Genomic DNA, 22815 nt, shown 5'->3' with positions numbered 1-22815 from the left:
ACCTGAGCAAAGGGCGTATTGACATAAAAGACGATCGGTCTAATATCCAGTTCATGACGACAGAAGCTCACCACACAGACGTCCGGAAAATCCGCCGCCCAGGCCGTCCACCCAAAGTGGATCGGGAAAACTTCGAAACCCGCGCGGCACTGATCCGCTGCGGCACGGAAGTGTTCACCGAGCAGGGGTTCATGGCGACCGGCATCGATTACATTCTCAAGCAGGTGGGCGTGCCGAAAGGTTCGTTCTATCACTACTTCGAGAGCAAAGAGGCATTCGGGCGCGCGGTGCTGGACAACTACGCCGAGTATTTCGCGCAAATGCTGGATCGCTGGCTGCTCAACGAAACCCTGACTCCGCTGGAGCGGCTGGTGGGTTTCGTGCAGAACGCCAAGGCCGGGATGGCCAGGCATGACTATCGACGTGGCTGCATGGTGGGCAACCTGGGGCAGGAAGTCGGCATGCTCCCTGAAGGTTTTCGAGAGACGCTGGAAACGATCTTTGTCGCCTGGCAAGCGCGTTTGAGCCAATGCCTGCGAGCGGCCCAGCGGGCCGGAGAGCTTGCCCGAGACGCTGACTGCGACGAATTGGCCGCGTTTTTCTGGATCGGCTGGGAAGGGGCGGTACTGCGCGCCCGGCTGGTCAAAAGCGATGTTCCCCTAAATACATTCATCAGCGGATTTCTGCGCGGACTGCCGCAGTGATTCTTTCGGCATATTTAAAGACGATCGGTCTAAACAGGAGGCACCATGGTCAACGGTACTGAGTTCAGAGGCATTTTGATCGAAAAAGACGACCCGGCCAGCCGTGACATGGCGGGCTACCGCGTTTCCCTGGCGAAGCTCAACGAGGATTCGCTACCGCAGGGCGACGTCAACGTCGACGTTTCCTACAGCACGCTGAACTATAAAGACGCCCTGGCGATTACCGGCGCAGGCCCCATCGTGCGCAGCTTTCCCATGGTGCCGGGTGTCGATCTGGTCGGCACGGTCAGCGCCAGCAGCGATGCTGATTTTGCCATTGGTGACGCCGTGCTGCTCAATGGTTGGGGCGTGGGTGAAGGGCATTGGGGCGGACTGGCGGAAAAAGCGCGCTTGCAAGGCAAATGGCTGATCCCGCTGCCGAAAGCGTTCACGCCTGCTCAATCCATGGCCATCGGCACCGCTGGCTACACCGCGATGCTGGCGGTGATGGCGCTGGAGAGCAATGGCGTAACCCCCGACAAGGGCGACATTCTGGTCACCGGCGCCAATGGCGGCGTGGGCAGCTTCGCCGTGGCCATTCTGGCCCGCTTGGGTTATCGAGTCGTTGCCTCCACCGGACGCTTGAACGAGAGCGCTTACCTTGAAAAACTCGGAGCGGCTGAAGTCATCGACCGGGCAACCTTGTCCGAGCCAGGCAAGCCGTTGACCAAGGAACGCTGGGCGGGCGCCATCGATTCCATCGGCAGCCACACCCTGGCCAACGTCTGCGCTGCCATGCGTTATCGCGGCACCGTCGCAGCCTGCGGGCTTGCCCAAGGCATGGATTTTCCCGGTTCTGTGGCACCCTTCATTTTGCGCGGCGTCACCCTGGCGGGTATCGACAGCGTGACCCGGCCTCGCGTCGACCGTATCGAAGCCTGGGATCGGCTGGCTCGCGACCTGGACCTGTTGCTGCTGCCGCTGATCAGCCATGAAATCGGCTTGAGCGAAGTGATCGAAACCGCTGCGCAACTGCTCAAAGGTGAAGTTCGGGGCCGGGTGGTGGTCGATGTCAGGCGTTGAGGGGTGGCGTCGGGGCCGATCTGGCTTCCCGATCCAGCAACTCCCGTTTGCGCTCCACGCCCCAGCGATAGCCTGAAAGATTGCCGTCGCTGCGTACCACCCGATGACACGGAATAGCCACGGCCAGGCGATTGGCGCCGCAGGCCTGGGCCACGGCGCGAAACGACGTGGGCGCGCCAATTCGCTGGGCAATCTCGGCATAACTGGCCGTGGTGCCTGGCGCAATGTCTTGCAAGGCGCTCCAGACTCGCTGCTGGAAGGCCGTGCCGCGCAGGTCCAGCGGCAAATCAAGGCCCTTGGACGGAGCCTCGACGAAACCCACGACCTGAGCCACCAGCCATTCAAAATCGGGGTCGGCGCCGATCAGTGCGGCGTTACGAAACTGGTGCTGGAAGTCATCGATCAAGGTGTGCGGATCTTCACCCAGCAGGATCGCGCAGACACCCAAGGCGCTTTGCGCGACCAGAATCGCCCCCAACGAACATTCCCCCACCGCAAAGCGGATTTCAGTATTGGCCCCTGCGTCACGATACTGCCCGGGTTTCATGCCCAATAGCGTGCCGGACGCTTCGTAGAAACGGCTGTTGGAGTTGAAGCCTGCGTCATAGAGCGCATCGGTAATGGAGCCGCTGGCGGACAATCTCTGCCGGACTTTCTGGCCTCGATGCGCATTGGCGTAGCCTTTGGGCGTCAGGCCGGTTACGGCCTTGAATACCCGGTGAAAATGATAAGGGCTCAGCCCGCCGACCTCCGCCAACTGCTTGAGGCTCGGCAGTTGTTCAGCCTGTTCGATGGCGCGGCAAGCGTTGGCGACCAGCACCGCGTGCTGCGCTGCAACCAGGGTTTGATCGGCCGCAGCGCGTTTGCTCGGGCGATATCCGGCGGCCTCGGCGTCGGCCGCGCTGTCGAAAAACACGACGTTTTCCCGGCGTGGCAAGCGGGAAAGGCTGCTGGGCCGGCAGTACACGCCGGTGGTGCGCACCGCATAGACAAATTGCTCATCTGCCGAGGCATCCCGAGCCTGCACGGCAATCCAGCGCGGATCGTCTTCAGCAAGGGGATTGGTCATCGCAAGGAGGCTGTTCATGGCTCGGTTACCTGTGACTGAACTCGAATGACCTTAGAGTAGGGCGCTGCGAGTCCAGGAGAACTCCGAGTCTTGCGCTCAAACTCGAAAAACTCAAGCAGCCAGCATGGGCGGTAACGTACCCAGCAACGATACGGCAGCAACGGCCGCGAAGCCGAATGCACACTCCAACGCAATGCTGATGCGTAGCCTGTCCAGACGAACGTCACCGCCGCGCAGCAGCATCCTGTTCAGAGCCGCCAGCAACACCATGCACAGTACCAGGCCGACTTTGATGGCGAGGATCAAGCCAAATCCGGAAAACGCCGGGATTGGCCAGGGAGCCCCACTCAAGACCCGAACGTTGATCAGTCCAGTGGCGATAATCAGTGCCACCAATCCATAACCGATGCCGCTGAACCTCAGCAGCAGCGCGCGCACATCCAGCGTTCCAGGCCGTAAAACCAGGGCCAGCAACAAACACAATGCGCCGAGCCAGGCAGCCACGGCACCCAGGTGCAGCGTCTGATTGAGGATCAGCAATTGGCCAAACACGCCGCTGAACATGGCGCCATGGCCAACCGGAGCAAGCGTTGCCAACAGCAGCGCGCTGACCATCAGCCTCAGGCCGGGAAACCCTGTGGTCGAACGCGCCAGCGCAAGAATCATCAGCACGCCAAGGCTCAAATGCCAGACCCAGACCTTGCCGAAAAACGTATTGCCCAGCACCAGCAGCAAGGTCTGCGAATCAACCGCATCCCGCCAATTCCCGGCCATGCTCGCGGCGGTGAGCGACAACCACACCACAGCGCTGGCCAGCCCCAACGCCGCAAGCCATGACAGGACGCGGCGCAACTGGCGGTCCAGCAAGGTGAGACGCGCCGAAACCAGGCTGGAACGGAAAATAACGTCTCGCGACAGACACAGACCGAACAACACCAGCACCACCGAAAAATGCACGAATCGGCACAGGATCAGCGCGGTCGCCATGAAGTTAAGGGCTTACCGTGAAGCGGTAAGTGCCTTCGCTTTTATGGGTGTCGACCGAAACCGCGTGCCATTCGATTTTGTATTCGCCAGCGTTCAACGGGGCGACCGGGGTAACGATCAGGACTTTGTTATTGGCAGGGTCGGTGGCAATTTCGGGAACCGCTTCAACCATGGTCTTGCCGCCGGCAGCAGTGGACGTGATGCTGACTTTGGTGAATTTCTCTTCGACGCCTTCGGAAAACTGCAGGCGAAGTTCCTTGGGCGCAGGGACCGTGCTGTCTGCGGCGGGCAGTTGACTTTCCAGATGAGCGTGGGCAAAAACCAGGCTGGACAGGGACGCCGAGGCGAGAAGGCTGAGGGAGAGGGCGATGTTTTTGAAGCGCAGGGCAGACATTGAAGGTACCTGTTTGCTTGAACTGAATTGGTGCGTGAACGGCAGTTAAGCGGGCTACTAGACCAGAAACTGCCGATCGACTCCAGTGTTCAGGTCAAGAACAGGGCAACAAAAGCGAGCACAATCCTCCGAGCCGGGCTGTAGGACTGTGCTCGTATCTGCGCAAACCTGGACTTAAACCTTGAAGAAACTTACCCGTTCGGTCAGCACATCGGCCAGGGTCGACAGCTCTTTGCTGGAGCGTGCCACCTGATGGGAACCTTCGGCAGTTTCAATCGCTGAGTCGTGAATACGATTGATATTCAGGCTGACGTCCTGGGCCGCAACGCCTTGTTGCGCGGCCGCCGTGGCGATTTGCGCATTCATGTCATTGATGGCCGCGACCTCGTGACGAATCTGAATCAAGGCAGCTTCCGCCAGATGGGTTTGCTCCACAGTGTGCCGTGCCATCTCACGACTATCACGCATCAAATCTGCCGTTTTGCCCGCGCCAGCCTGCAACTGGCCGACCATCTCGCGAATTTCTCGAGTGGAATCCTGGGTCCGCGTCGCCAGCGAGCGAACCTCGTCCGCCACAACCGCGAAGCCACGACCGAACTCACCGGCGCGGGCAGCTTCGATGGCTGCGTTCAGCGCCAGAAGGTTGGTGCGCTCGGCAATCGAATTGATCACCGCGACGATGGTTTCGATCTGCTGGCTGTCTTGCGCCACCTGGCCAACCGATTGCGCAGCGTTTTCCAGAACATGCGCCAATTCGTCCATCGCCAGCGCCGTACCTTCCACCACGCGCTTACCTTTCTCGACTTCCTGATCGGCGGCCTGGGATGCGTTCGCGGCCCGGCTCGCATAACCTGCAACTTCATGAACCGTAACGGTCATCTGAGCGATTGCCGACGCCATGCGTTCGGTTTCGCTGCTTTGCAGACGCATTTGCTCACTGTTGCTGTCGGAACTGGCCCGCAGACGGGATGAAGAACCCATCAACTCCATTGCCGCCGAACGAACCTGAGTGATTGTGCCCGACAAGTGCGTGGCAGTTGTTTTCAGCGCACCCATGACGCTGTCCGGGTAGCGGGTGTCGATTTTGTCGTTGAGCTCACCGCTGGCCAACCGGCGAATCAGTCGTGCGACTTCGTTGGGTTCGGCACCCAGGGTCGACTTGATGCTGTTGATGATCAGTAACGAAGCGATGATGCCAATCGCCACGGCCACCGCGGTTGCCAGCGACATCAACCAGGCGAAATTGGCGGCAGTCACCCGCACGAAACTGACATCGCTACCGATGGCGGCTTCTTCGTTATCAATGAGCGCGTTGATCCGCTTCAGCCATTCCTTGTAGGCAGGCGACACATCGGTCATCAGCAAAGCTTGAGCGCCAGCCAGATCGCCCTGTTGGCGCAGGGTCAACAGCCGCGCGGTCAGGGTAAGCGTGGTCCGTTCGCTGCTTTTGATGTCCTCCAGCAGGCGTTTTTCGTCGGCGTTGGCATCTTTGCTGGCGTAGATCTGGTCAAGGCCCGTCGCCGAGATCTGGTACAGGCCGTTGAGCCGTTCAATATCACGCAGCTGAATCGCCAGGTTTTGATCATCCTGCACCAGCACCGCATCGCGAATGGCAATCGCCCGGTCGTGGACGCTGCCACGGAAGTTGATCGCATAACGCTGTTTGACAGTGGCGTCTTCGCTGACCCGTGTGAGGCTGTTTTCAATCAACCCCACACGCTGCACGCCGATGGCAGCCACCGCGATCATCAAGGCCAGCACCAGGCCGAATCCCAGCCCAAGGCGTTTCGCTATTGTAAGTTGTCCGAGCATGACGAATTTCCTGAACCGAGAAGGCGGGGCTCCATGTGATATCACACGGCTACTATTGGTTCAGTTTGCACTAACAACTGTGAATGTCTGTCGTCGTTTGGATTAATGATGGCTATATAAATTAGTGATGGGCGGGTGAGCGCCCTGAGGTTTACTGGATATCCATACAGCCCTGCTGTAAAGTTGCGTTTTTTTGAGCGATTCGCGATCCATTGAATATCACCGATTGCATTTCTCCAGGCCAACCGCCGTCGTCCTTGACGCTCTACCTGGCGCGACTGGCCCCTTCGAGCCGTGTGACCATGACTTATGTGCTGCAGGACGCTGCGGATCGGCTGGGCATGGCCGACATCGACATTCACGACGTTCCCTGGCATTGCGTTGAACCGGGGCATGTGACGGCACTGGTGGCAACCTTGCGCGCCGACGATTACGCGCCCAACACCACGTCGCTGTACGTCAACGCCATTCGCGGCGTCATGAATGAAGCGTGGCGCCAGAACCTGATCAGCCATGATCAGCTGCTGAAGATCCGCTCGGTCAAGCCAGTCAGCGGCACCCGGTTGTCCAAGGGCAAGAATATCCGCCGCACACTGATCCGCGAACTGATGGAAGTCTGCGCCGCTGACCCGCGTCCCCAAGGACGGCGCGATGCTGCCATCATCGCCATTCTGTATGGCTCGGGGATGCGTAAAAGCGAGTCGGTCAACGTGAACCTGGCGCAGGTCGATTTCGTCGAACGCAGCCTGCAGGTGCTGGGCAAAGGCAATAAACAGTTGATCAAATACGCCCCTGCATGGGCATTCGACACCCTCAACCAATGGCTCGAACTGCGCCGGTCAGTTTTGCCGGCAGGGCAGGACGACGACCCGTTTCTGTTCAACCGGATCCGTCGCGGCAACCACATCACTCGTGAGCGCATCACCAAACACGCCATCTATTTCATCGCCAAACAGCGCGGCCGACAGATCGGCGTGGAGATCATGCCTCACGATTTCCGACGTTCTTTCATCACGCGGGTAATCGAGGAGTTTGATCTTTCCATTGCCCAGAAACTCGCGCACCACACCAACATCGCCACCACGGCGGCCTACGACATGCGCGGCGACAATGAACGACGGCGGGTGGTGGACCGATTCGACCTTTAATCAATCGGCAGCAGGACGCTGCGGTTGATCGAACCTGAGGTTTTCCTTAAGGTTCGGCCTTTGCCGACGCCGCGCCGTCGGCTCATTCATTGAGCAGGGAGCCATGGATATGCGCTTTTCACCTCTGGTTGACCGGATTGCCGGCCATGGCGTTGCAGCCTGGGACATTCATTACGCGGCCTGTGAGGCACAGGAGCGCGGCGAGGATGTGATCCTGCTCAGCGTCGGCGACCCGGATTTCGCAACCCCGGACTTTATTACCGAGGCCGCAATCACTGCACTGCGCGCCGGCGATACCCATTACACCCACATTGCCGGGCGTACCGAGTTGCGTCGGGCGATTGCCGCACGCTACGCGAAATCCCTTGGCCGCGAGGTGCTTGCGGAAAATGTGATCACCATGGCCGGGGCGCAGAACGCCTTGTTCGTCGCATCCCTGTGTTTGCTGCAGGCAGGGGACGAAGTGATTTCCCTGGACCCGATGTATGTCACCTATGAGGCAACGCTCAGGGCTTCCGGTGCCACCTTGGTGCGAGTCGCCTGTGATCCGGACTCTGGATTTCGCCTTGATGCTGCACGGCTGGCCGCTGCAGTTACCCCGCGAACCCGGGCGATATTTGTTTCCAATCCGAACAATCCGACGGGCGTGATGCTTGATGTTGCCGAGCTGCAAACCATCGCCGACCTGGCGATTGCTCACGACTTGTGGGTCGTTGTCGACGAAGTCTATGAAAGCCTCTGCTATGAGCATGAGTACGTCAGCCTGGCCAGTTTGCCGGGCATGGCCGAGCGCTGCGTCGTGGTCAGCAGCCTGTCCAAGTCGCACGCGATGACTGGCTGGCGTATGGGTTGGATAGTCGCCACGCCCGCACTGATCCGCCATGCGGAAAATCTGTCGTTGAGCATGGTGTATGGCTTGCCCGGTTTCGTCATGGAGGCCGCTTTGGTGGCAGTGACGGCCCACGCTGAAGTGACGCTTGGCATGCGCAAGATTTACCGGCGCCGGCGTGACCTGGTGGTGGCTGAGTTGCAGGACTGCCCGGCGATCACCGTGCTCAAGCCCGATGCTGGCATGTTCGTGCTGCTGGACGTTCGCGCCACGGGGCTCAGCTCGCTGGAGTTCGCCTGGCGATTATTGCGCGAGAGCGGTGTCTCGGTACTCGATGCCGCAGCATTCGGTGAGCCGTCGCAAGGTTTCGTGCGGCTGGCCTTCACCGTCAGCGACAAACATCTAACTCAGGCATGCCAGCGTATCAAGACCTTCGTGGGCAGCCTGGCGCTGTAGACCGCGCAAAAAAAAGCCACCGCACTAACGTGTGGTGGCTATAAAGTTCTAACCAAAGGAATGATGAAGTGGAGCAAAGTATTCGATTGCTTTCCGATGCGGAGTCGGAAAGTGATGGAAACGTTGTGCTTCATCGCCGCAAACAGTAACACCGGATCATAGGGTCCAACTATTACAATAATCGATAATGACTATTATCAAACTAACATGATGGCACTTGGCGAAAAATGCTAAAAAATCCGGGCATGGGAGCACACCGTGCACAGTAGAGCGGAGCGGGCTATTGAAGCGGATCGCTAGAATCATTGCTCAATCCTGCCTTGTCAACCTTATACACCCTTAAGTAATCCTGCCGATCACATGCTCATTTATCGTTGAATTCGGTGGAGTCCGGAGTGAACCCGCAACTCGCGAATTGCAACGATAAAAATTATTCGAGATACAGGGGAAAACAATGAAGTTTGTAAAGTGCAATATCTTGACGCTAGCCGTTTCAGTGGGCGTGAGTCAACTCGCCGCTGCGGCGGCGGTCAGTGATCAGGCCGAAGCCACCGGTTTCGTCGAAGGCAGCAGCCTGAACGTCCACCTCAAGAATTACTACTTCAATCGCGACGGCAAGAACGGCGGTGGCGATCGCAAGGACTGGACACAGGGCGTACTGGGTAACTTCAGTTCCGGCTTTACCCAAGGCACCGTCGGTTTCGGCGTCGATGCTTATGGCTACTGGGGCATCAAGCTGGACGGCGGAGCAGGCACCTCCGGCACCGGCAACCTGCCGGTGCGTAACGATGGCTCACCCGAAGACGAATACGGTACGGCTGGCGGTTCGGTGAAAGTACGGCTGTCCAAAACAGAGCTGCATTGGGGCAACCTGCAACCCACAGCCCCGGTATTTGCTGCTGGCGGCTCGCGCCTGTTTCCGCAAACGGCCACAGGCTTCAACCTGTTGAGCAGTGAAATTCAAGGCCTGGACCTGGATGCTGGGCATTTCACCAGCAGCAACGGCCCGGTCACCACCAACAACAGCCAGGAACTTTACGCCTCTTATGCGGGTGTAACGGCCAAGAGCATCGACTACGCCGGTGGCAAGTACGCTATCAACGATAACCTTACCGTCAGCCTGTACGGTTCGGACCTGGAAGATGTCTGGAACCAGTACTACGCCAATACCAACTTCACGCTGCCATTGTCTGATCAACAGTCACTGAATCTGGATTTCAATATCTACCGCACCAATGATTCGGGTCAGTCGAAGGCGGGGGATATCAGCAACACCACCTGGTCGCTGGCGGCTGCTTATTCTTTCCTGACTGCGCATACCGTGACCCTGGCATTCCAGAAAGTTAATGGCGATACGCCATTTGATTATGTTGCCTTCGGCCATAATGGGCCAGGTGACACTGCCGACTCCATATTCGTCGCCAACTCCGTGCAGTATTCTGACTTCAACGGGCCGGGCGAGAAATCCTGGCAGGCTCGCTACGATTTGAACATGGCCAGTTATGGCGCGCCGGGCCTTAGTTTCATGGCACGCTATATCACCGGTGATGATATCGACGGCAGCCATATGGACGCTAACAGCCCGTATCGCAACTACGGCTATGGTGATGACGGTAAACACCACGAAACCGATATTGAAGCCAAATACGTGGTGCAATCCGGACCGGTCAAGGATTTGGCATTGCGCATGCGGCAGTCCTTTCACCGAGGCAATGCGGATCAGGCGGAAGGGGATAACAACGAACTGCGCCTGATCGCCGATTATCCGATCAACATTTTCTGATCGGCTAAACGTGATCGGCTGCACTTGATCATTTGAAGACAGCCAGGCCGCTTGCAATGAGCGGCCTGGCTCGATGGCTTGCTATCTATCAATCCTCGCGAATCGAAAAGTTCGCCATGTGCTCCAACCCCTTGATCAACGCCGAGTGGTCCCACTGGCTGCCGCCCAAGGCCGCGCAGGTGCTGAACACTTGCTGAGCATTGGCGGTGTTGGGCAGGTTCAGGTTCAGTTCACGCGCCCCTTCCAGCGCCAGATTCAGATCCTTCTGATGCAGGGCAATGCGGAATCCGGGGTTGAATGTGCCCTTGATCATCCGCTCCCCATGCACTTCGAGAATCTTCGAACCGGCAAATCCCCCCATCAATGCCTCACGAACCTTGGCCGGGTCAGCGCCATTCTTCGCGGCGAACAGCAACGCTTCGGCAACCGCCTGAATGTTCAGGGCGACGATAATCTGGTTGGCGACCTTGGCGGTCTGGCCATCACCGTTGCCACCTACCAGCGTGATGTTTTTGCCCATGGCTTGCAGCAAGGGCAGGGCGCGCTCGAAGGTGTCCTGATCCCCGCCAACCATGATGCTCAAGGTCGCGGCCTTGGCCCCGACTTCACCGCCCGACACCGGCGCATCCAGGTAACGGGCGCCCGTGGCATTGATCTTCTCGGCAAAAGCCTTGGTTGCCGAAGGGGAGATAGAACTCATGTCGATAACGACTTTACCTTCAGCGCAGCCGAGAGCGATGCCGTCTTCGCCGAATAACACCAGGTCCACATCGGGTGTATTGGGCAACATGACGATGATGAATTCAGCCGCCTGCGCCACCGCCTTGGGGCTGTGCAGTACGTGCGCGCCGCTGTCTCTCAAAGATTCTGGGGCGGGCGAGTGATGGTCGGAAAGCAGCAGGCTGTGCCCGGCCTTGATCAGGTTGAGGGCCATGGGCAAGCCCATGATGCCGGTGCCGATAAATCCGATAGTAGCCATGGAATTGTTCCTTATTGGAGTGATTGAACAGGCTGGCGATCAAAGAACGTTATGGGCTTTCATCCAGCCCAGGCCCGCTTCGGTGCTGGTCAACGGCTTGTATTCGCAGCCAACCCAGCCTCGATAACCGATGCGGTCCAGATGGCCGAACAGGAAGTGATAGTTGATCTCGCCTGTGCCTGGCTCGTGGCGGCCGGGGTTGTCGGCCAGCTGCACGTGCTGGATCACCGACAGGTTGTTTTCAAGGGTTCGGGTCAGATCGCCTTCCATGATTTGCATGTGATAGATGTCGTATTGCAGCGCCAGATTGCTGCTGCCAACCTGCTCCAGAATGTCCAGAGCTTGCCGCGTGGTGGTGAGGTAGAAGCCCGGAATATCCCGGGTATTGATCATCTCCATGATCAGGCGAATGCCCGCCGCTTGCAGTTTGTCCGCCGCGAACTTGAGGTTGTTGACGAATGTCTGCTCGGTCAGCCTGGCACTGGCTCCGGGCACAGGAATCCCGGCCAGGCAATTGACCTGGGTGTTGCCCAGCACCTTGGCGTAGGCGATGGCCAGATCGACCCCGGAACGAAACTCCTCGACCCGATCCGGGTGGCAGGCGATGCCGCGCTCGCCCTTGGCCCAATCGCCAGCCGGTAAATTGAACAGCACCTGGGTCAGCCCATGGGCGTCCAGTTCTGCCTTGATCTGTGCCGAGCTGAATTCATACGGAAACAGGTACTCGACGCCGCTGAAGCCGGCACGGGACGCCGCTTCGAAACGTTGCAGAAAGTCCACTTCAGTGAACAGCATGGATAGGTTGGCGCAAAGACGTGGCATGGCAGTTCCTCGTGTAGTTGGCGTCAGTCCATCAGGCTGACGGAAGTCGGTGCATCGGCGCGGGTTTCGGCCAGCGCTTCGAATTCGTTGATGGCATTGATCTCGGTGCCCATGGATATATTGGTGACGCGCTCCAGAATGACCTCGACGATCACCGGCACGCGGTGCAGCTGCATGAGCGACCGGGCTTCGGCGAAGGCGGCTTGCAGATGGGCCGGATCGGTCACCCGAATCGCCTTGCAACCCAGCCCTTCGGCCACCGCCACGTGGTCAACGCCATAACCTTCCAGCTCGGGGGCGTTGATATTGTCGAACGCCAGTTGCACGCAGAAATCCATGTCAAAGCCGCGCTGGGCCTGGCGAATCAGGCCCAGATACGAGTTGTTTACCACCACATGGATGTACGGCAGCTTGAATTGCGCGCCAACGGCCAGCTCCTCGATCATGAACTGGAAATCATAGTCGCCGGATAACGCCACCACGTTACGGCCCGGATCAGCCTTGACCACGCCCAGCGCGGCGGGAATGGTCCAGCCCAGCGGACCGGCCTGGCCGCAGTTGATCCAGTGCCGAGGCTTGTAGACGTGCAGGAATTGCGCGCCGGCGATCTGCGACAGGCCGATGGTGCTGATGTAGCAGGTGTCCTTGCCGAAGAAACGATTCATCTCTTCGTAAACCCGCTGCGGCTTGACCGGCATGTCGTCGAAGTGGGTCTTGCGTTGCAGGGTGCGTTTGCGTTGCTGACAGCTGGCCAGCCAGGCGCTGCGGTTTTTCAGCTTGCCGGCGGTGTGCCATTCACGGGCGACCTCAATGAACATGTCCAGCGCCGCGCCTGCGTCGGAGACAATACCCAGGTCAGGCATGAGCACGCGGCCGATCTGGGTCGGCTCGATATCGATATGGATGAACTGCCGACCTTCGCTGTACACCGATACCGTACCGGTGTGGCGATTGGCCCAGCGATTGCCGATGCCCAGCACCAGATCCGATTCCAGCAGCGTGGCGTTGCCGTAGCGATGAGACGTCTGCAAACCGACCATGCCAGCCATCTGCGGGTGATCGTCGGGGATCGTGCCCCAACCCATCAACGTCGGGATTACCGGAATGCCAGTCAGCTCGGCGAATTCCACCAAAGCCGACGATGCGTCGGCGTTGATGATGCCGCCGCCCGCCACGATCAATGGGCGTTCGGCAGCGTTGAGCATCGCCAAGGCTTTTTCGATCTGCTTGCGACTGGCCTGCGGCTTGACGATGGGCAGCGGTTCGTAGGCGTCGATATCGAATTCGATTTCCGCCATCTGCACGTCAAACGGCAAGTCGATCAGGACCGGGCCGGGGCGACCGCTGCGCATCAGCTGGAAGGCTTTCTGAAAAACATAGGGCACCTGACCCGGCTCCATGACCGTCGTGGCCCATTTGCAAACCGGCGCGGCGATACTCGCAATGTCCACGGCCTGGAAATCTTCCTTGTGCATTCGCGCACGCGGCGCCTGGCCGGTGATGCACAGGATCGGAATCGAGTCCGCCGAAGCCGAATACAGGCCGGTGATCATGTCGGTTCCGGCTGGGCCGGAAGTGCCGATGCACACGCCGATATTGCCTGCCACCGCGCGGGTATATCCCTCGGCCATATGCGACGCGCCTTCAACGTGGCGGGCCAGCACATGCTCGATGCCGCCGATTTTTTTCAGCGCGGCGTATAACGGGTTGATGGCCGCGCCAGGAATACCGAACGCACTGTCGATACCTTCGCGACGCATGACCAGTACAGCGGCTTCGATGGCTCTCATGATGGTCATTTGTTAGTCTCCTGAGCTCGATAGTTTTTGTATGGGCCTAGACTGCTTTCAATCCATATCCAAGGGAATTGCAGCGCCGGGCATTTCTGTCGGTATCAGGAGTATCGAATGGATCGTTATATCGAACTGCGCAGCTACGTCCTGGTCGCCACCCAGGGCAGCTTTGCCGCAGCCGCTCTGGTCGAGGGTGTGACGCCGGTCATCATGGGCCGGCGCTTGAGTGCGCTGGAGGCAAGGTTGGGCGTGAAGTTGATTCACCGCTCGACTCGCGGCCTGACCCTGACTGAGTTGGGCGAGTCGTATCTGGAGAACGCCAGGGCGTTGTTGCGCCACTTCGATGAACTGGATGCCAGCGTCAGCGAGCACGAAAGTGCGGTGCGCGGGCACTTGGTGGTGTCAGCTCCAGCCGGTTTCGGGCGGCGGCATGTCGCGCCCCATGCCCCGGAATTCCAGGCACGGTTCCCCGAGCTGAACCTGTCGTTCAACCTCACCGACAACGTGATTGATCTGGTGCGGGAGGGCTATGACATGAGCATTCGCATTGGCGAAGTGCTCGATCCCAACTATGTGGCCATCAAGCTGTATGAAAACCAGCGAGTGGTCTGTGGTGCGCCGTCGTATTTTGCCGCCCACGGCTATCCGCAAACCCTGGAAGAGCTGACGGAGCACAATTGTCTGGCGTTCAACCTGCAAGGCGGGCAGCACCGAGGCTGGACGTTTCAACGCGATGGCAGGCAGGTCGCGGTAAAAGTCGCGGGGAATTTGTACTGCAACGATGGCGAGCTGTTATTCGATTGGGCCAAACGCGGCCTGGGATTGAGTTGGCGTTCAGTATGGGAAATACAGAATGAGTTAAAGACCGGCGAACTGGTCACTGTGCTGGATGAATTCGCGCTGCCCAACTACGACATTCAAGGCGTGTATCCGCAACAGCATTATCTTCCGGCCAAGGTCAGGTTCTTTATTGCGTTTCTTAAAGAAGTTTATAACCGACCGGGTTACTGGACTCAGCAATAACGAACCTGCAGGCGACTACGGTAGTTGATCGCTCAACCATTCTGGCAACCGTTGCCAGCGCGGGTGTATTCAAGATTGTGGCGAACGCCCTGGCTGTCGAGGTAGATCATGTGTGCATCCACCTGGCCGCAGACGTTGTCATTGTTTGGCGTAATCTTGATAACTTTCGCGATATCAAGGTGTTGTGAATAGTTGTATTGGACGGCCGGAGTCGTTTGCTGTGCGGCGTTATTGGCATCAGCCACCTGGCCGTTGGCCGAGGCAAATACCGAGAACAACGATAACGCTGCGAACATTGCATAAGTTTTCATGAGTAGCTCCAAAGTATTAAATGAACAGGTCTGCAAAGCTTCAAGGTTGCTTTGCTGTTGCCGTGAATTCTAGGCGTCAATCCACTCGCGCTGAAATGGTGGTTATCAATACACGTCATCATTGGCAGTGATGCACATTAAAAAAATCGATACGTGACGCGGGTTATATCTATGGATGAGATAGCCGGAAACTATCACTGATTGCATGCTGGCGGCCATCTAAAACGCACGGGCCAAACCATGCATAAGTTCGCCATACACCGATCAACCGATTTCGACGGCCTCGTTCATGAGTACGGTCTGGACGGCAGCCGCCTGTTGCCGTGGCCGGGCTATCCAATGCCGTTTGCCGGCGGCTGGTGCGTGGTGCGTCCGGGAACACGCAGCGAAGCGCACACGCAGATTGATCAGGAAATATTCATCGCCATCAAAGGCCGAGCCCGATTGATCGTTGGCGAACGTGAACTTGAGTTCAGTGTCGGTGATATCGCTGCAATTCCCAAACATACCAACCATTACATCATCAACGACTCGGATGACGATTTTCATTTCTACGTCATCTGGTGGGACATGAACTACGTCAACGACTTCGTGGCCCAGCACGACGAAACAACGGGGTGTCTGGATGACTAAGTACATCGTCACCATCACGCCGCCGACGCCGAACGGCGACCTGCACATCGGCCATATCGCCGGGCCTTTTCTCGCCGCCGATGTTTTTACCCGTGTGCAGCGCCAGCGCGGTCATGATTGCGTGCTGGTTTCCTACTCCGACGACTATCAGTCGTACATGCTGCGCAAAGGTCTGGAGCAGGGCGTCGATCCGATGCTGCTCGCCAGCCGTAATTCAGACCGCATTCAAGCGTCCCTGGCAGCGATCAATATTGCGCCGGACAACTGGCTGCGGCCGTACCAGAACGCTTTTTTCGCAGACGCCGTGCGAGAAGTGTTCGACAAGGCTCGGAACGCCGGGGCCATCGAATTTCGGGATTCCCAGGAAGCCTATTGCCCGGACTGCGCGGTCTGGGGCTATGAGGCATTTGCCCGGGGCCTCTGCAATTACTGTGGCGTGGAGTCCGACGCCAGCCAGTGCGAGAACTGCGCCCAGGCGCCGGATGCGCCACTGATGGCTGATTTGCGCTGCAAACTGTGCGGCCAGCCTGTGCAGTGGCGAAACGCGCATCGCGGTTTTCTCAAGCTGGCGCAGTTGAAACCAGCGTTGCGCGATGTGTTGCTCAATCACCAATGGCGCCAGCCGCTGGATGCCTGGCTGGTCGACACCCTTGAACATCTGCATGACTGGGGTGTGACCCGCCCCGGCGATGCCGGGCTGGATCTCGCCGCCGATGGCTCGTGCCGGATTCATACCTGGTTCATGGGGCTGGCCGGATACATGGCGGCTTTTCGCGAATATGCCGCGCAAGTCGGCAAACCGGAGCTGTATCAGCAGTATTGGCAATCGGGGCAGGGCACGCTGGTGCACTTTCTGGGTTTCGATTGCGTGTTCAGTCACGCCATCGTTTATCCGGCGCTGCTGTCGACGATGGATGACCTGCGCGTCAGCCAACATTTCGTGCCGAATCAGTTCCTCAAGCTGGACGGTCTGAACCTGTCCACCAGTCGCGATCACGCCATATGGGTTGCGGACCTGGCGCGTCAGGCCTGCGCCGACAGCGCACGCTTGTATCTGGCCAGCATCGCCCCGGAAGAAAGCGAAGGCGATTTCCGTTTACAGCAGTTCCTGACGTGGCGTGCAGAGGTGTTCGGCGGATTCTTCCCGGCGTTGCTCAGCGCTGGTGCGGCAAGCGCGGAAAGTTGGTGGAGCGGCATGTGCGGTCCCGACGCCGCGCTGCTCGAAGCCCTGCGTCTGCGCTGGCTTGAAGCGTCCCGGCCAGAAAGGTTCTCCATGAAAGGCATGGCCTCGGTGCTGCTCGACGTGATCGCGATCACTCGACCGCGCCTGGCCGAAGGTCGAGCGCTCAGCCATTTCGCCGCGTTCATCGCGGTCATCGGCCTGGCGCTGATCCCGGACACCGCGCAGCGCGTCGCCGAGGCGTTTTCGCTGCAAATGGATCGGGTCAACGCCACGATTCTCAACGGCTGCGCACCCGATTACTCCATCTGACAGGTTGGAACGCGATGTTCATGGATTACCAGGTTGCCGTGATAGGTGCCGGCATTATCGGCGCGAGTATCGCGGCCAGGCTGTGCCGCGCCGGAATTTCCGTGGCATTGATTGACAAGGACGGCAGCGCGGCCAGCGGCGCCAGTGCGTTATCCGGTGGTCTGGTGCGTTTATACGACCCGGATCCGCTGCTGATGGAGTTGGCCGCCTATTCCATTGGGTTGATGCGCGAGGGGATTTTCGCCCGCACTTATGCCCGCGCCTTGCGTCGCAGCGGCGTGCTGTATCGAGCGGGGCTGGACCAGCAGGAGCGGATTTCCCGGGCCATTGAAGAGCACGCCAGCGCGCACTATCCGATGCGTCTGATCTCCAGTGAAGAGCTCAGCAATGAGCATTTTCCCCAGGCTGCGAGCATGGAACGGGTGAATCTGTATGAACCCCAGGCGTGCGTCGGCAATGTTCGCCTGGCAACCGCGTTGCTGGCCGATTGCGTACGCCGGGACGGTTTGTTGCTGGAGCACTGCGCGGTCAAGGCCATTGAATGTCGCTCGCGGCACCAGGCCCATGTTGATCTGGGCGCTGCAACGTTGCGCTGTCAGGCGGTGGTGGTTGCCGCAGGCGCCTGGAGCCGACGTCTCGTGCCCGAACTGCAATTGCAAACCCGCTCGATTCCCTTGGCGCGGGTCGTCACCGCCAGCGGTTGCAGCATGCCGATCATCGACAGCGAAACCCAGGCATATGCCATTCCGCTGAGTCGCCATCTGGTGCAAGCCGGATGTGGATTGCGCGAGCTGGGCGAGTTTCCTGAACATCTCGGGCGGCCCGATGTTCGCAATCAGCAAGACGCACGGGAGCGGGTGCAACACCTGCTTGGCACCAACGACCCAGCGGTGCTCGACGTGCTGCCAGGCTTCGACAGCTACAGCGTGGACGGTCGGCCGCTGGTGGGCTTTTGCAACGAGCAAAGCCCGATTTATCTGGCAACAGGCTTGTGTGGCCTGGGCTTCAAACTGGCGCCGGGAATCGCGCAGATTGCCTTCGAGCAGCTGCAGCGGCACTTGCGCCATCAGGACGCGGATGGCAGCTGGTCGGCGTTGTCGCCGAATCGAGCGATGGGCCGCGCGGGCAGCTTGTCGAGCGTGCAGCCATGAGCCGGTTCAAGGTTGGCGTCAGCGCGCTGTTCGATCCAGCGGACACCCCCCACGCCCGAACCTTTCTGCGGGCGATGAGCGTGGCGCGCAACGGCATACCGGGTTTTGACCGGGTGCACTGGCAGTTTTGCGATGACGGCGCCAATGCCGAACGCGCAGCGCAAGTGGCCCGGCAAATGGTCGCTGCCAAAGTGGATCTGGTTATCGGGCACTTTTCCTCCGACGCGGCCATGGTGGCTGCGGATATCTATCGGCAGGCCGGCATCGGCTTGCTAAGCCCGGCAGCCACCATTGATTGCCTGACCCTGGACAATCCCAATGTCTTTCGCTTTTGCCCTGCGGACCGGCATTTGGCCAAAGATCTGGTCGCCTGGCTCAGGCGCAGGCAATGGAACTGCGTGCATATCGACGCTGACCCCAGCGCCCACGGGCAAGCGCTGGCCAAAGTCATTGCTCAAGCCGCCAGCGATGCCGGGATACGTCGCACCATCGCCCGCGAACAAGCGCAGGTGGAAGTGTTTGCCGGACGTCTGGCCAGCAGCCGCGAGCACTGGCATGCACGGCGCCGCAGCGGCAGCCAGCGAGCACTGGTGCTCACCGACGACGCCGCTTCGCCTTATCTGGGCAACGCCGCAGCACAGGACGCCAATACCTACGTGATTGGTTTCGGTGCGTCCCGGTCTTCGGCCAGCGAATCCATCGCGCACCATGCGCTGTTCGGCGCTGCACCGGAAACCTACTGGCGCGAAAGCCTGCTGATGTTTCACGTATTGGCCCAATTGGCCCGGCGCGCATGGCGACCGACCGAACTGCTGCATGCCTTGAATCACCAGACGTTTACGACGCCGCTGGGCCCGGTCAGCTTCGATCAGGGCGAATACCGGGGCGCTCGCACCCGCCTTTGGCAGGTCGGCCCGACAGGACTAATGCCCATCGCCGACTGACGTTGCTCTGACTTTCGATAACAGCACCAAAACAATTCCAACTCTATGGATGGGTACTTCATATGTCTGATTCACCCGCTGGCGCCGTTCATGCGGACGCCCTATGTATTGGCTTCGGACCCGCTGGCATCGCGCTGTCCTGCGTCTTCGCCGACGCGCAGGAAGTGGACGCGCCGCTGGCAAAGCTGTCAGTGCGCTATCTGGAAGCCGCGCACGATACCCAGTGGCACCGCGAGCTTTTGCTGGCTGGCACCGACATCAATCATCACGTTTTTCGTGATCTGGTAACGCCGCGCAACCCCCGCAGCCGGTTCTCGTTTGCCATGTACCTGAAAGCACGCGGGCGTCTGTTCGACTTCGGCTTGCTCGGTCGCCCGGCCAGCCGTCACGAATGGTCGGACTACGTCAGCTGGGTCGCAGAGCAGGTCAACAGCCACACCCACTTCGACACGCCGGTGAGTGAAATCCTGCCGATCATTCGCGAAGGCCGCCTGAGCCAGGTCCGCATTGAAACCGCGCAGGGCAGCTTCATAACGCGCAATGTCGTGCTGTCGAGCGGCACCGCGCCACGCGTACCGGAGCAATTTCAGGCGCTGTTGGGGCCAACGCTGTTTCATACCTCGCAGTTTCTGACCCGTCTGCAAGCCTTTGGCCAGACATTGCCCAAACGCTGGATGGTGATCGGCTCGGGGCAAAGCGCGAGTGAATCGGTGCTGGAACTGACCGGCCGTGACAACGCCATCCAAGTGCATTCCGTACATCGCTCGGCGGGATTCAAGCTGACCCAACTGGGGCAGTTTCCCAACCGGGTATTCGCCCCGGATCACGTGGACTATTTCCATAGCCTCGATGCCGCGGCCCGACATCAGTTCCTCGCCTGGAGCCGCTCCACCAACTATGCCGGAATTGATCCGGATGAAAGCCAGAAGCTGTTCTCGCTGATATACGAAGACTCCATCGTCGGCCGCCAACGTCTTCACAGCTACGCCTACCGCGCGATTACCAACGTCGAACACGGCGAAGCGGGTTATCGCGTGACCCTGACCGATACCTTCAGCCAGCGCAGTGAAATGCTGGAAGTCGACGTCATCGTGCTCGGCACCGGGTATCAGCAGTATCTGATGCCGCCGCTGCTGAGCAACCTGCAACCCTGGCTCAAGGCCGACGTGGACGACGGGCTGGTGATCGATCGCGATTACAACGTCGCCACCCAAGGCAATTGCGACGTGAGCCTGTGGGTCAACGGCCTTTCCGAACGCAGCCACGGCATCAGCGACAGCCAGTCGTTCTCACTCATGGCCTTGCGCGCCGAGCGTATCGCCAATGGCCTGCACCAGGCTGTTCAGGCGCAAAACCATCCTCAACCTGCGCTGGCTCAGTGAGTGATCGCCATGGACGAAAGCATGTACGAAAACATCTCCGATATCGTTCACGACCAGGCTTTTCTTAAAGTCTCGGGGCTGGGCCAACCGTTTTTCCTGAAGATGGAATCGCTTAACCCGGCGGGCTCCATCAAGCTCAAGACCGCCGTCGGCCTGATCGATGATTTGCAGGGCAGGGGGCTTATCACGGCGGATACCCGGCTGATCGAATCGTCATCCGGCAATCTGGGCGTGGCGCTGGCGATGATCTGCGCCGAACGCGGCATCAGCTTTACCTGCGTGGTCGACCCCAATAGTTCCGATCACAACATCCGCATGATGCGTTGTTACGGCGCTGATGTTATCCAGGTGGACGAGCCGGACGCCAACGGCGGGTTCCTCGGCACGCGCATCGCGCTGATTCGCAGCATGCTCGGCACCGATCCCCGGCTGGTCTGGCTCAATCAATACGAAAACGCCGCCAATCCCCGAGTCCATGCGCGCACCACGGCGCGTTCCATTGCCCAGCGTTTCGGCCATGTGGACTATCTGTTCATCGGCGCAGGAACCACCGGCACGCTGATGGGGTGTGTGCAGTATTTCCAGAAGCATCATCCGACTACGACGATCATTGCCGTCGACAGTGTGGGCTCGGTGACCTTCGACACGCCGCCCAGCCGCCGTTTCATCCCCGGTTTGGGCACCAGTCAGCGACCGCCGATCTTCAGCGCTGAAGGTATTGATTATCTGGAGATGGTTCCTGAAGCGCGCACCGTGGCTATGTGTCGGCTGTTGGCGCGCCACAAGGGGCTTTTGGTCGGCGGCTCTACAGCGACGGTGATCTGTGCCGTGCATGCCTGGCGCGAGCGAATCGAGCCGGGTTCCGTGGTGGTGGCCTTGTCGCCGGATTGGGGCGAGCGCTATCTCGACACCCTGTATGACGATCAATGGGTCGAGCAGCGTTTTGGCAAAGCGGTGTTGCAAACCAGGCTGGATGACTTGCACATCGAATCCGGCTGGACCACTGACCTGCGCGCCGCGCGTATCAGGCAGGCACCTTTCCATGTGGTGGACGGCAAAGTGGTGGCACAGATTCTGGCGGCTGATCCCTGCGCCTGCATTGAAGATGTCGAACGCGCTTATCTGGAGCACCAAGCCGGGCGTTCGATCAACCCGGACAGCTACTTCTTGCGGTTCCCCGAGGCACCGGCGAATCGGATCATTGCCTTGCCCGCCAGCGTCTCGGGCGCCCAGCCGGTGAGTGGCATCAAGTGGATTTCCAGCTTTCCGGGCAATCTAGACTCCGGCCTGCAACGGGCGTCGGCGGTGCTCATCCTCAATCGGCCGGATACCGGTTACGCCTACGCCTGCCTTGAAGCCTCGCGCATCAGCGCTATGCGCACGGCGGCGTCGGCGGTATTGGCGGCGCGCTGGCTGAACCGGCACCCACGTAAAGTCGGTCGTCTGGCTATCGTCGGCGCGGGTTTTATCTCCCGGACCATTCTCGACCTGTTTGTCAGCGATGGCTGGGAGATTGGCGCGGTGCAGGTGTGTGATCTGCACGCAGAATCGGCGGACGCGCTGTTGCTGCATGTCAGCACCCAGCATCAGTTGCCCGCTGAGCGCGTCGAACTGCAAGAGGCCTTGCTTGCCGACATGGTGCTGTTCGCGACGACCGCGCCCGCGCCATATGTGCTGCAGCACAGGTTTCGCCCTGACCAACTGGTACTGAACATTTCTCTGCGTGATCTCGGGCCGGGCATCATCGCCCAGGCCAATAACGTTCTGGACGACATCGAGCACTGCCTCAAGGCCCAGACCTCGCCGCACCTGGCTGTGCAGCAGTATGAAGATCGCTCGTTCATCACCGGCACCCTGGCGCAATTGATGCTCGGCCAGGTGGAACTCAGCCCTGATCGACCGACGATCTTTTCACCCTTTGGCCTCGGCGTGCTGGATCTGGCGGTGGGCAAGCGGGTTTACGATTCGGCCATCGCCCAAGGCAAGGCGCTGCCGGTTGCGGACTTCTTCTTTGAGTCGAACCGCTGGTGAGCGCCCTGCA

General features: G+C 59.4%; 19 protein-coding genes and 2 pseudogenes. 12 read left to right on the top strand and 9 right to left on the bottom strand.

Annotated features, from left to right (window positions below):
* The first annotated feature begins 53 nt into the window (after positions 1-53).
* Both CFII64_RS13560 and CFII64_RS13555 read left to right on the top strand, forming a co-directional pair.
* On the top strand, positions 54-704 hold the full coding sequence (locus CFII64_RS13560) for a TetR/AcrR family transcriptional regulator (protein WP_052026627.1): 651 nt from the start codon (positions 54-56) through the stop codon (positions 702-704).
* Positions 705-749: 45 nt separating this feature from the next.
* Positions 750-1766, top strand: a complete 1017-nt coding sequence (locus tag CFII64_RS13555) for an MDR family oxidoreductase (RefSeq protein WP_020291351.1) — start codon at positions 750-752, stop codon at positions 1764-1766.
* On the opposite strand, the gene ada is transcribed toward CFII64_RS13555, so the two are convergent.
* From ada to CFII64_RS30530, 5 genes and pseudogenes are all read right to left on the bottom strand, one after another.
* A complete protein-coding gene (gene ada / locus CFII64_RS13550) occupies positions 1756-2853 on the bottom strand; it encodes a bifunctional DNA-binding transcriptional regulator/O6-methylguanine-DNA methyltransferase Ada (RefSeq protein ID WP_020291350.1) in 1098 nt (365 codons plus the stop codon). The two genes, CFII64_RS13555 and ada, sit on opposite strands and share 11 nt — an antisense overlap.
* A gap of 93 nt (positions 2854-2946) precedes the next feature.
* Entirely contained in the window at positions 2947-3822 is an 876-nt protein-coding gene (copD, locus tag CFII64_RS13545) for a copper homeostasis membrane protein CopD (RefSeq protein ID WP_020291349.1), read from the bottom strand.
* Positions 3823-3826: 4 nt separating this feature from the next.
* Entirely contained in the window at positions 3827-4216 is a 390-nt protein-coding gene (gene copC / locus CFII64_RS13540; protein ID WP_020291348.1) for a copper homeostasis periplasmic binding protein CopC, read from the bottom strand.
* 174 nt (positions 4217-4390) lie between these two features.
* Positions 4391-4978, bottom strand: coding sequence for a methyl-accepting chemotaxis protein (locus tag CFII64_RS30535; RefSeq protein ID WP_371106443.1), 588 nt, complete (start codon positions 4976-4978; stop codon positions 4391-4393).
* A gap of 549 nt (positions 4979-5527) precedes the next feature.
* A pseudogene (locus tag CFII64_RS30530) lies at positions 5528-6028 on the bottom strand (MCP four helix bundle domain-containing protein); the annotation flags it as partial.
* Positions 6029-6240: 212 nt separating this feature from the next.
* Between CFII64_RS30530 and xerC the strand changes: the two are divergent.
* From xerC to CFII64_RS13520, 3 genes and pseudogenes are all read left to right on the top strand, one after another.
* A complete protein-coding gene (gene xerC, locus CFII64_RS13530; protein WP_256208082.1) occupies positions 6241-7176 on the top strand; it encodes a tyrosine recombinase XerC in 936 nt (311 codons plus the stop codon).
* 109 nt (positions 7177-7285) lie between these two features.
* A pseudogene (locus CFII64_RS13525) lies at positions 7286-8443 on the top strand (pyridoxal phosphate-dependent aminotransferase); the annotation flags it as partial.
* Between the two features lie 472 nt (positions 8444-8915).
* The gene (locus CFII64_RS13520; protein ID WP_020291344.1) at positions 8916-10244 is read left to right on the top strand and encodes an OprD family porin; all 1329 of its coding nucleotides are present in this window, start codon (positions 8916-8918) and stop codon (positions 10242-10244) included.
* 88 nt (positions 10245-10332) lie between these two features.
* On the opposite strand, the gene CFII64_RS13515 is transcribed toward CFII64_RS13520, so the two are convergent.
* Genes CFII64_RS13515 through gcl form a run of 3 tightly spaced genes read right to left on the bottom strand, consistent with a single transcriptional unit; the run spans position 10333 to position 13844 of the window.
* Positions 10333-11223: a 2-hydroxy-3-oxopropionate reductase gene (locus CFII64_RS13515; RefSeq protein ID WP_020291343.1), complete on the bottom strand. Its 891-nt coding sequence runs from the start codon at positions 11221-11223 to the stop codon at positions 10333-10335.
* Positions 11224-11262: 39 nt separating this feature from the next.
* Entirely contained in the window at positions 11263-12045 is a 783-nt protein-coding gene (hyi, locus tag CFII64_RS13510; protein WP_020291342.1) for a hydroxypyruvate isomerase, read from the bottom strand.
* Between the two features lie 23 nt (positions 12046-12068).
* On the bottom strand, positions 12069-13844 hold the full coding sequence (gene gcl, locus CFII64_RS13505; protein ID WP_020291341.1) for a glyoxylate carboligase: 1776 nt from the start codon (positions 13842-13844) through the stop codon (positions 12069-12071).
* 108 nt (positions 13845-13952) lie between these two features.
* Here gcl and CFII64_RS13500 point away from each other — a divergent pair, with 108 nt between their 5' ends.
* Positions 13953-14861 (top strand): LysR family transcriptional regulator, encoded by a 909-nt coding sequence (locus CFII64_RS13500; RefSeq protein ID WP_020291340.1) that lies wholly within the window; start codon positions 13953-13955, stop codon positions 14859-14861.
* A 32-nt stretch (positions 14862-14893) separates the two neighbouring features.
* Here CFII64_RS13500 and CFII64_RS13495 read toward each other — a convergent pair whose 3' ends face one another.
* Positions 14894-15172 carry a DUF2790 domain-containing protein gene (locus tag CFII64_RS13495; RefSeq protein WP_020291339.1) on the bottom strand — a complete coding sequence of 93 codons (279 nt, stop codon included), beginning with the start codon at positions 15170-15172 and terminating at the stop codon, positions 14894-14896.
* 240 nt (positions 15173-15412) lie between these two features.
* Between CFII64_RS13495 and CFII64_RS13490 the strand changes: the two genes are divergently transcribed.
* From CFII64_RS13490 to sbnB, 6 genes are all read left to right on the top strand, one after another.
* Positions 15413-15805 carry a cupin domain-containing protein gene (locus CFII64_RS13490; RefSeq protein ID WP_020291338.1) on the top strand — a complete coding sequence of 131 codons (393 nt, stop codon included), beginning with the start codon at positions 15413-15415 and terminating at the stop codon, positions 15803-15805.
* Entirely contained in the window at positions 15798-17297 is a 1500-nt protein-coding gene (locus CFII64_RS13485; protein WP_020291337.1) for a methionine--tRNA ligase, read from the top strand. The genes CFII64_RS13490 and CFII64_RS13485 overlap by 8 nt, the downstream gene beginning before the upstream one ends.
* A 14-nt stretch (positions 17298-17311) precedes the next feature.
* Positions 17312-18448: an FAD-binding oxidoreductase gene (locus CFII64_RS13480; RefSeq protein WP_020291336.1), complete on the top strand. Its 1137-nt coding sequence runs from the start codon at positions 17312-17314 to the stop codon at positions 18446-18448.
* The gene (locus tag CFII64_RS13475; protein WP_020291335.1) at positions 18445-19392 is read left to right on the top strand and encodes an ABC transporter substrate-binding protein; all 948 of its coding nucleotides are present in this window, start codon (positions 18445-18447) and stop codon (positions 19390-19392) included. Before CFII64_RS13480 ends, CFII64_RS13475 begins: the two co-directional genes overlap by 4 nt.
* Positions 19393-19454: 62 nt before the next feature.
* Positions 19455-20774 (top strand): SidA/IucD/PvdA family monooxygenase, encoded by a 1320-nt coding sequence (locus tag CFII64_RS13470; RefSeq protein ID WP_020291334.1) that lies wholly within the window; start codon positions 19455-19457, stop codon positions 20772-20774.
* 21 nt (positions 20775-20795) lie between these two features.
* On the top strand, positions 20796-22805 hold the full coding sequence (gene sbnB, locus CFII64_RS29320; protein WP_084488262.1) for a 2,3-diaminopropionate biosynthesis protein SbnB: 2010 nt from the start codon (positions 20796-20798) through the stop codon (positions 22803-22805).
* The last annotated feature ends 10 nt before the right edge of the window (positions 22806-22815 follow it).

This window comes from Pseudomonas sp. CFII64 (assembly GCF_000416235.1).
Classification (GTDB): domain Bacteria; phylum Pseudomonadota; class Gammaproteobacteria; order Pseudomonadales; family Pseudomonadaceae; genus Aquipseudomonas.
The sequence above is the reverse complement of the archived record's forward strand: the minus strand, read 5'-3'. Positions and strand labels throughout refer to the sequence as shown.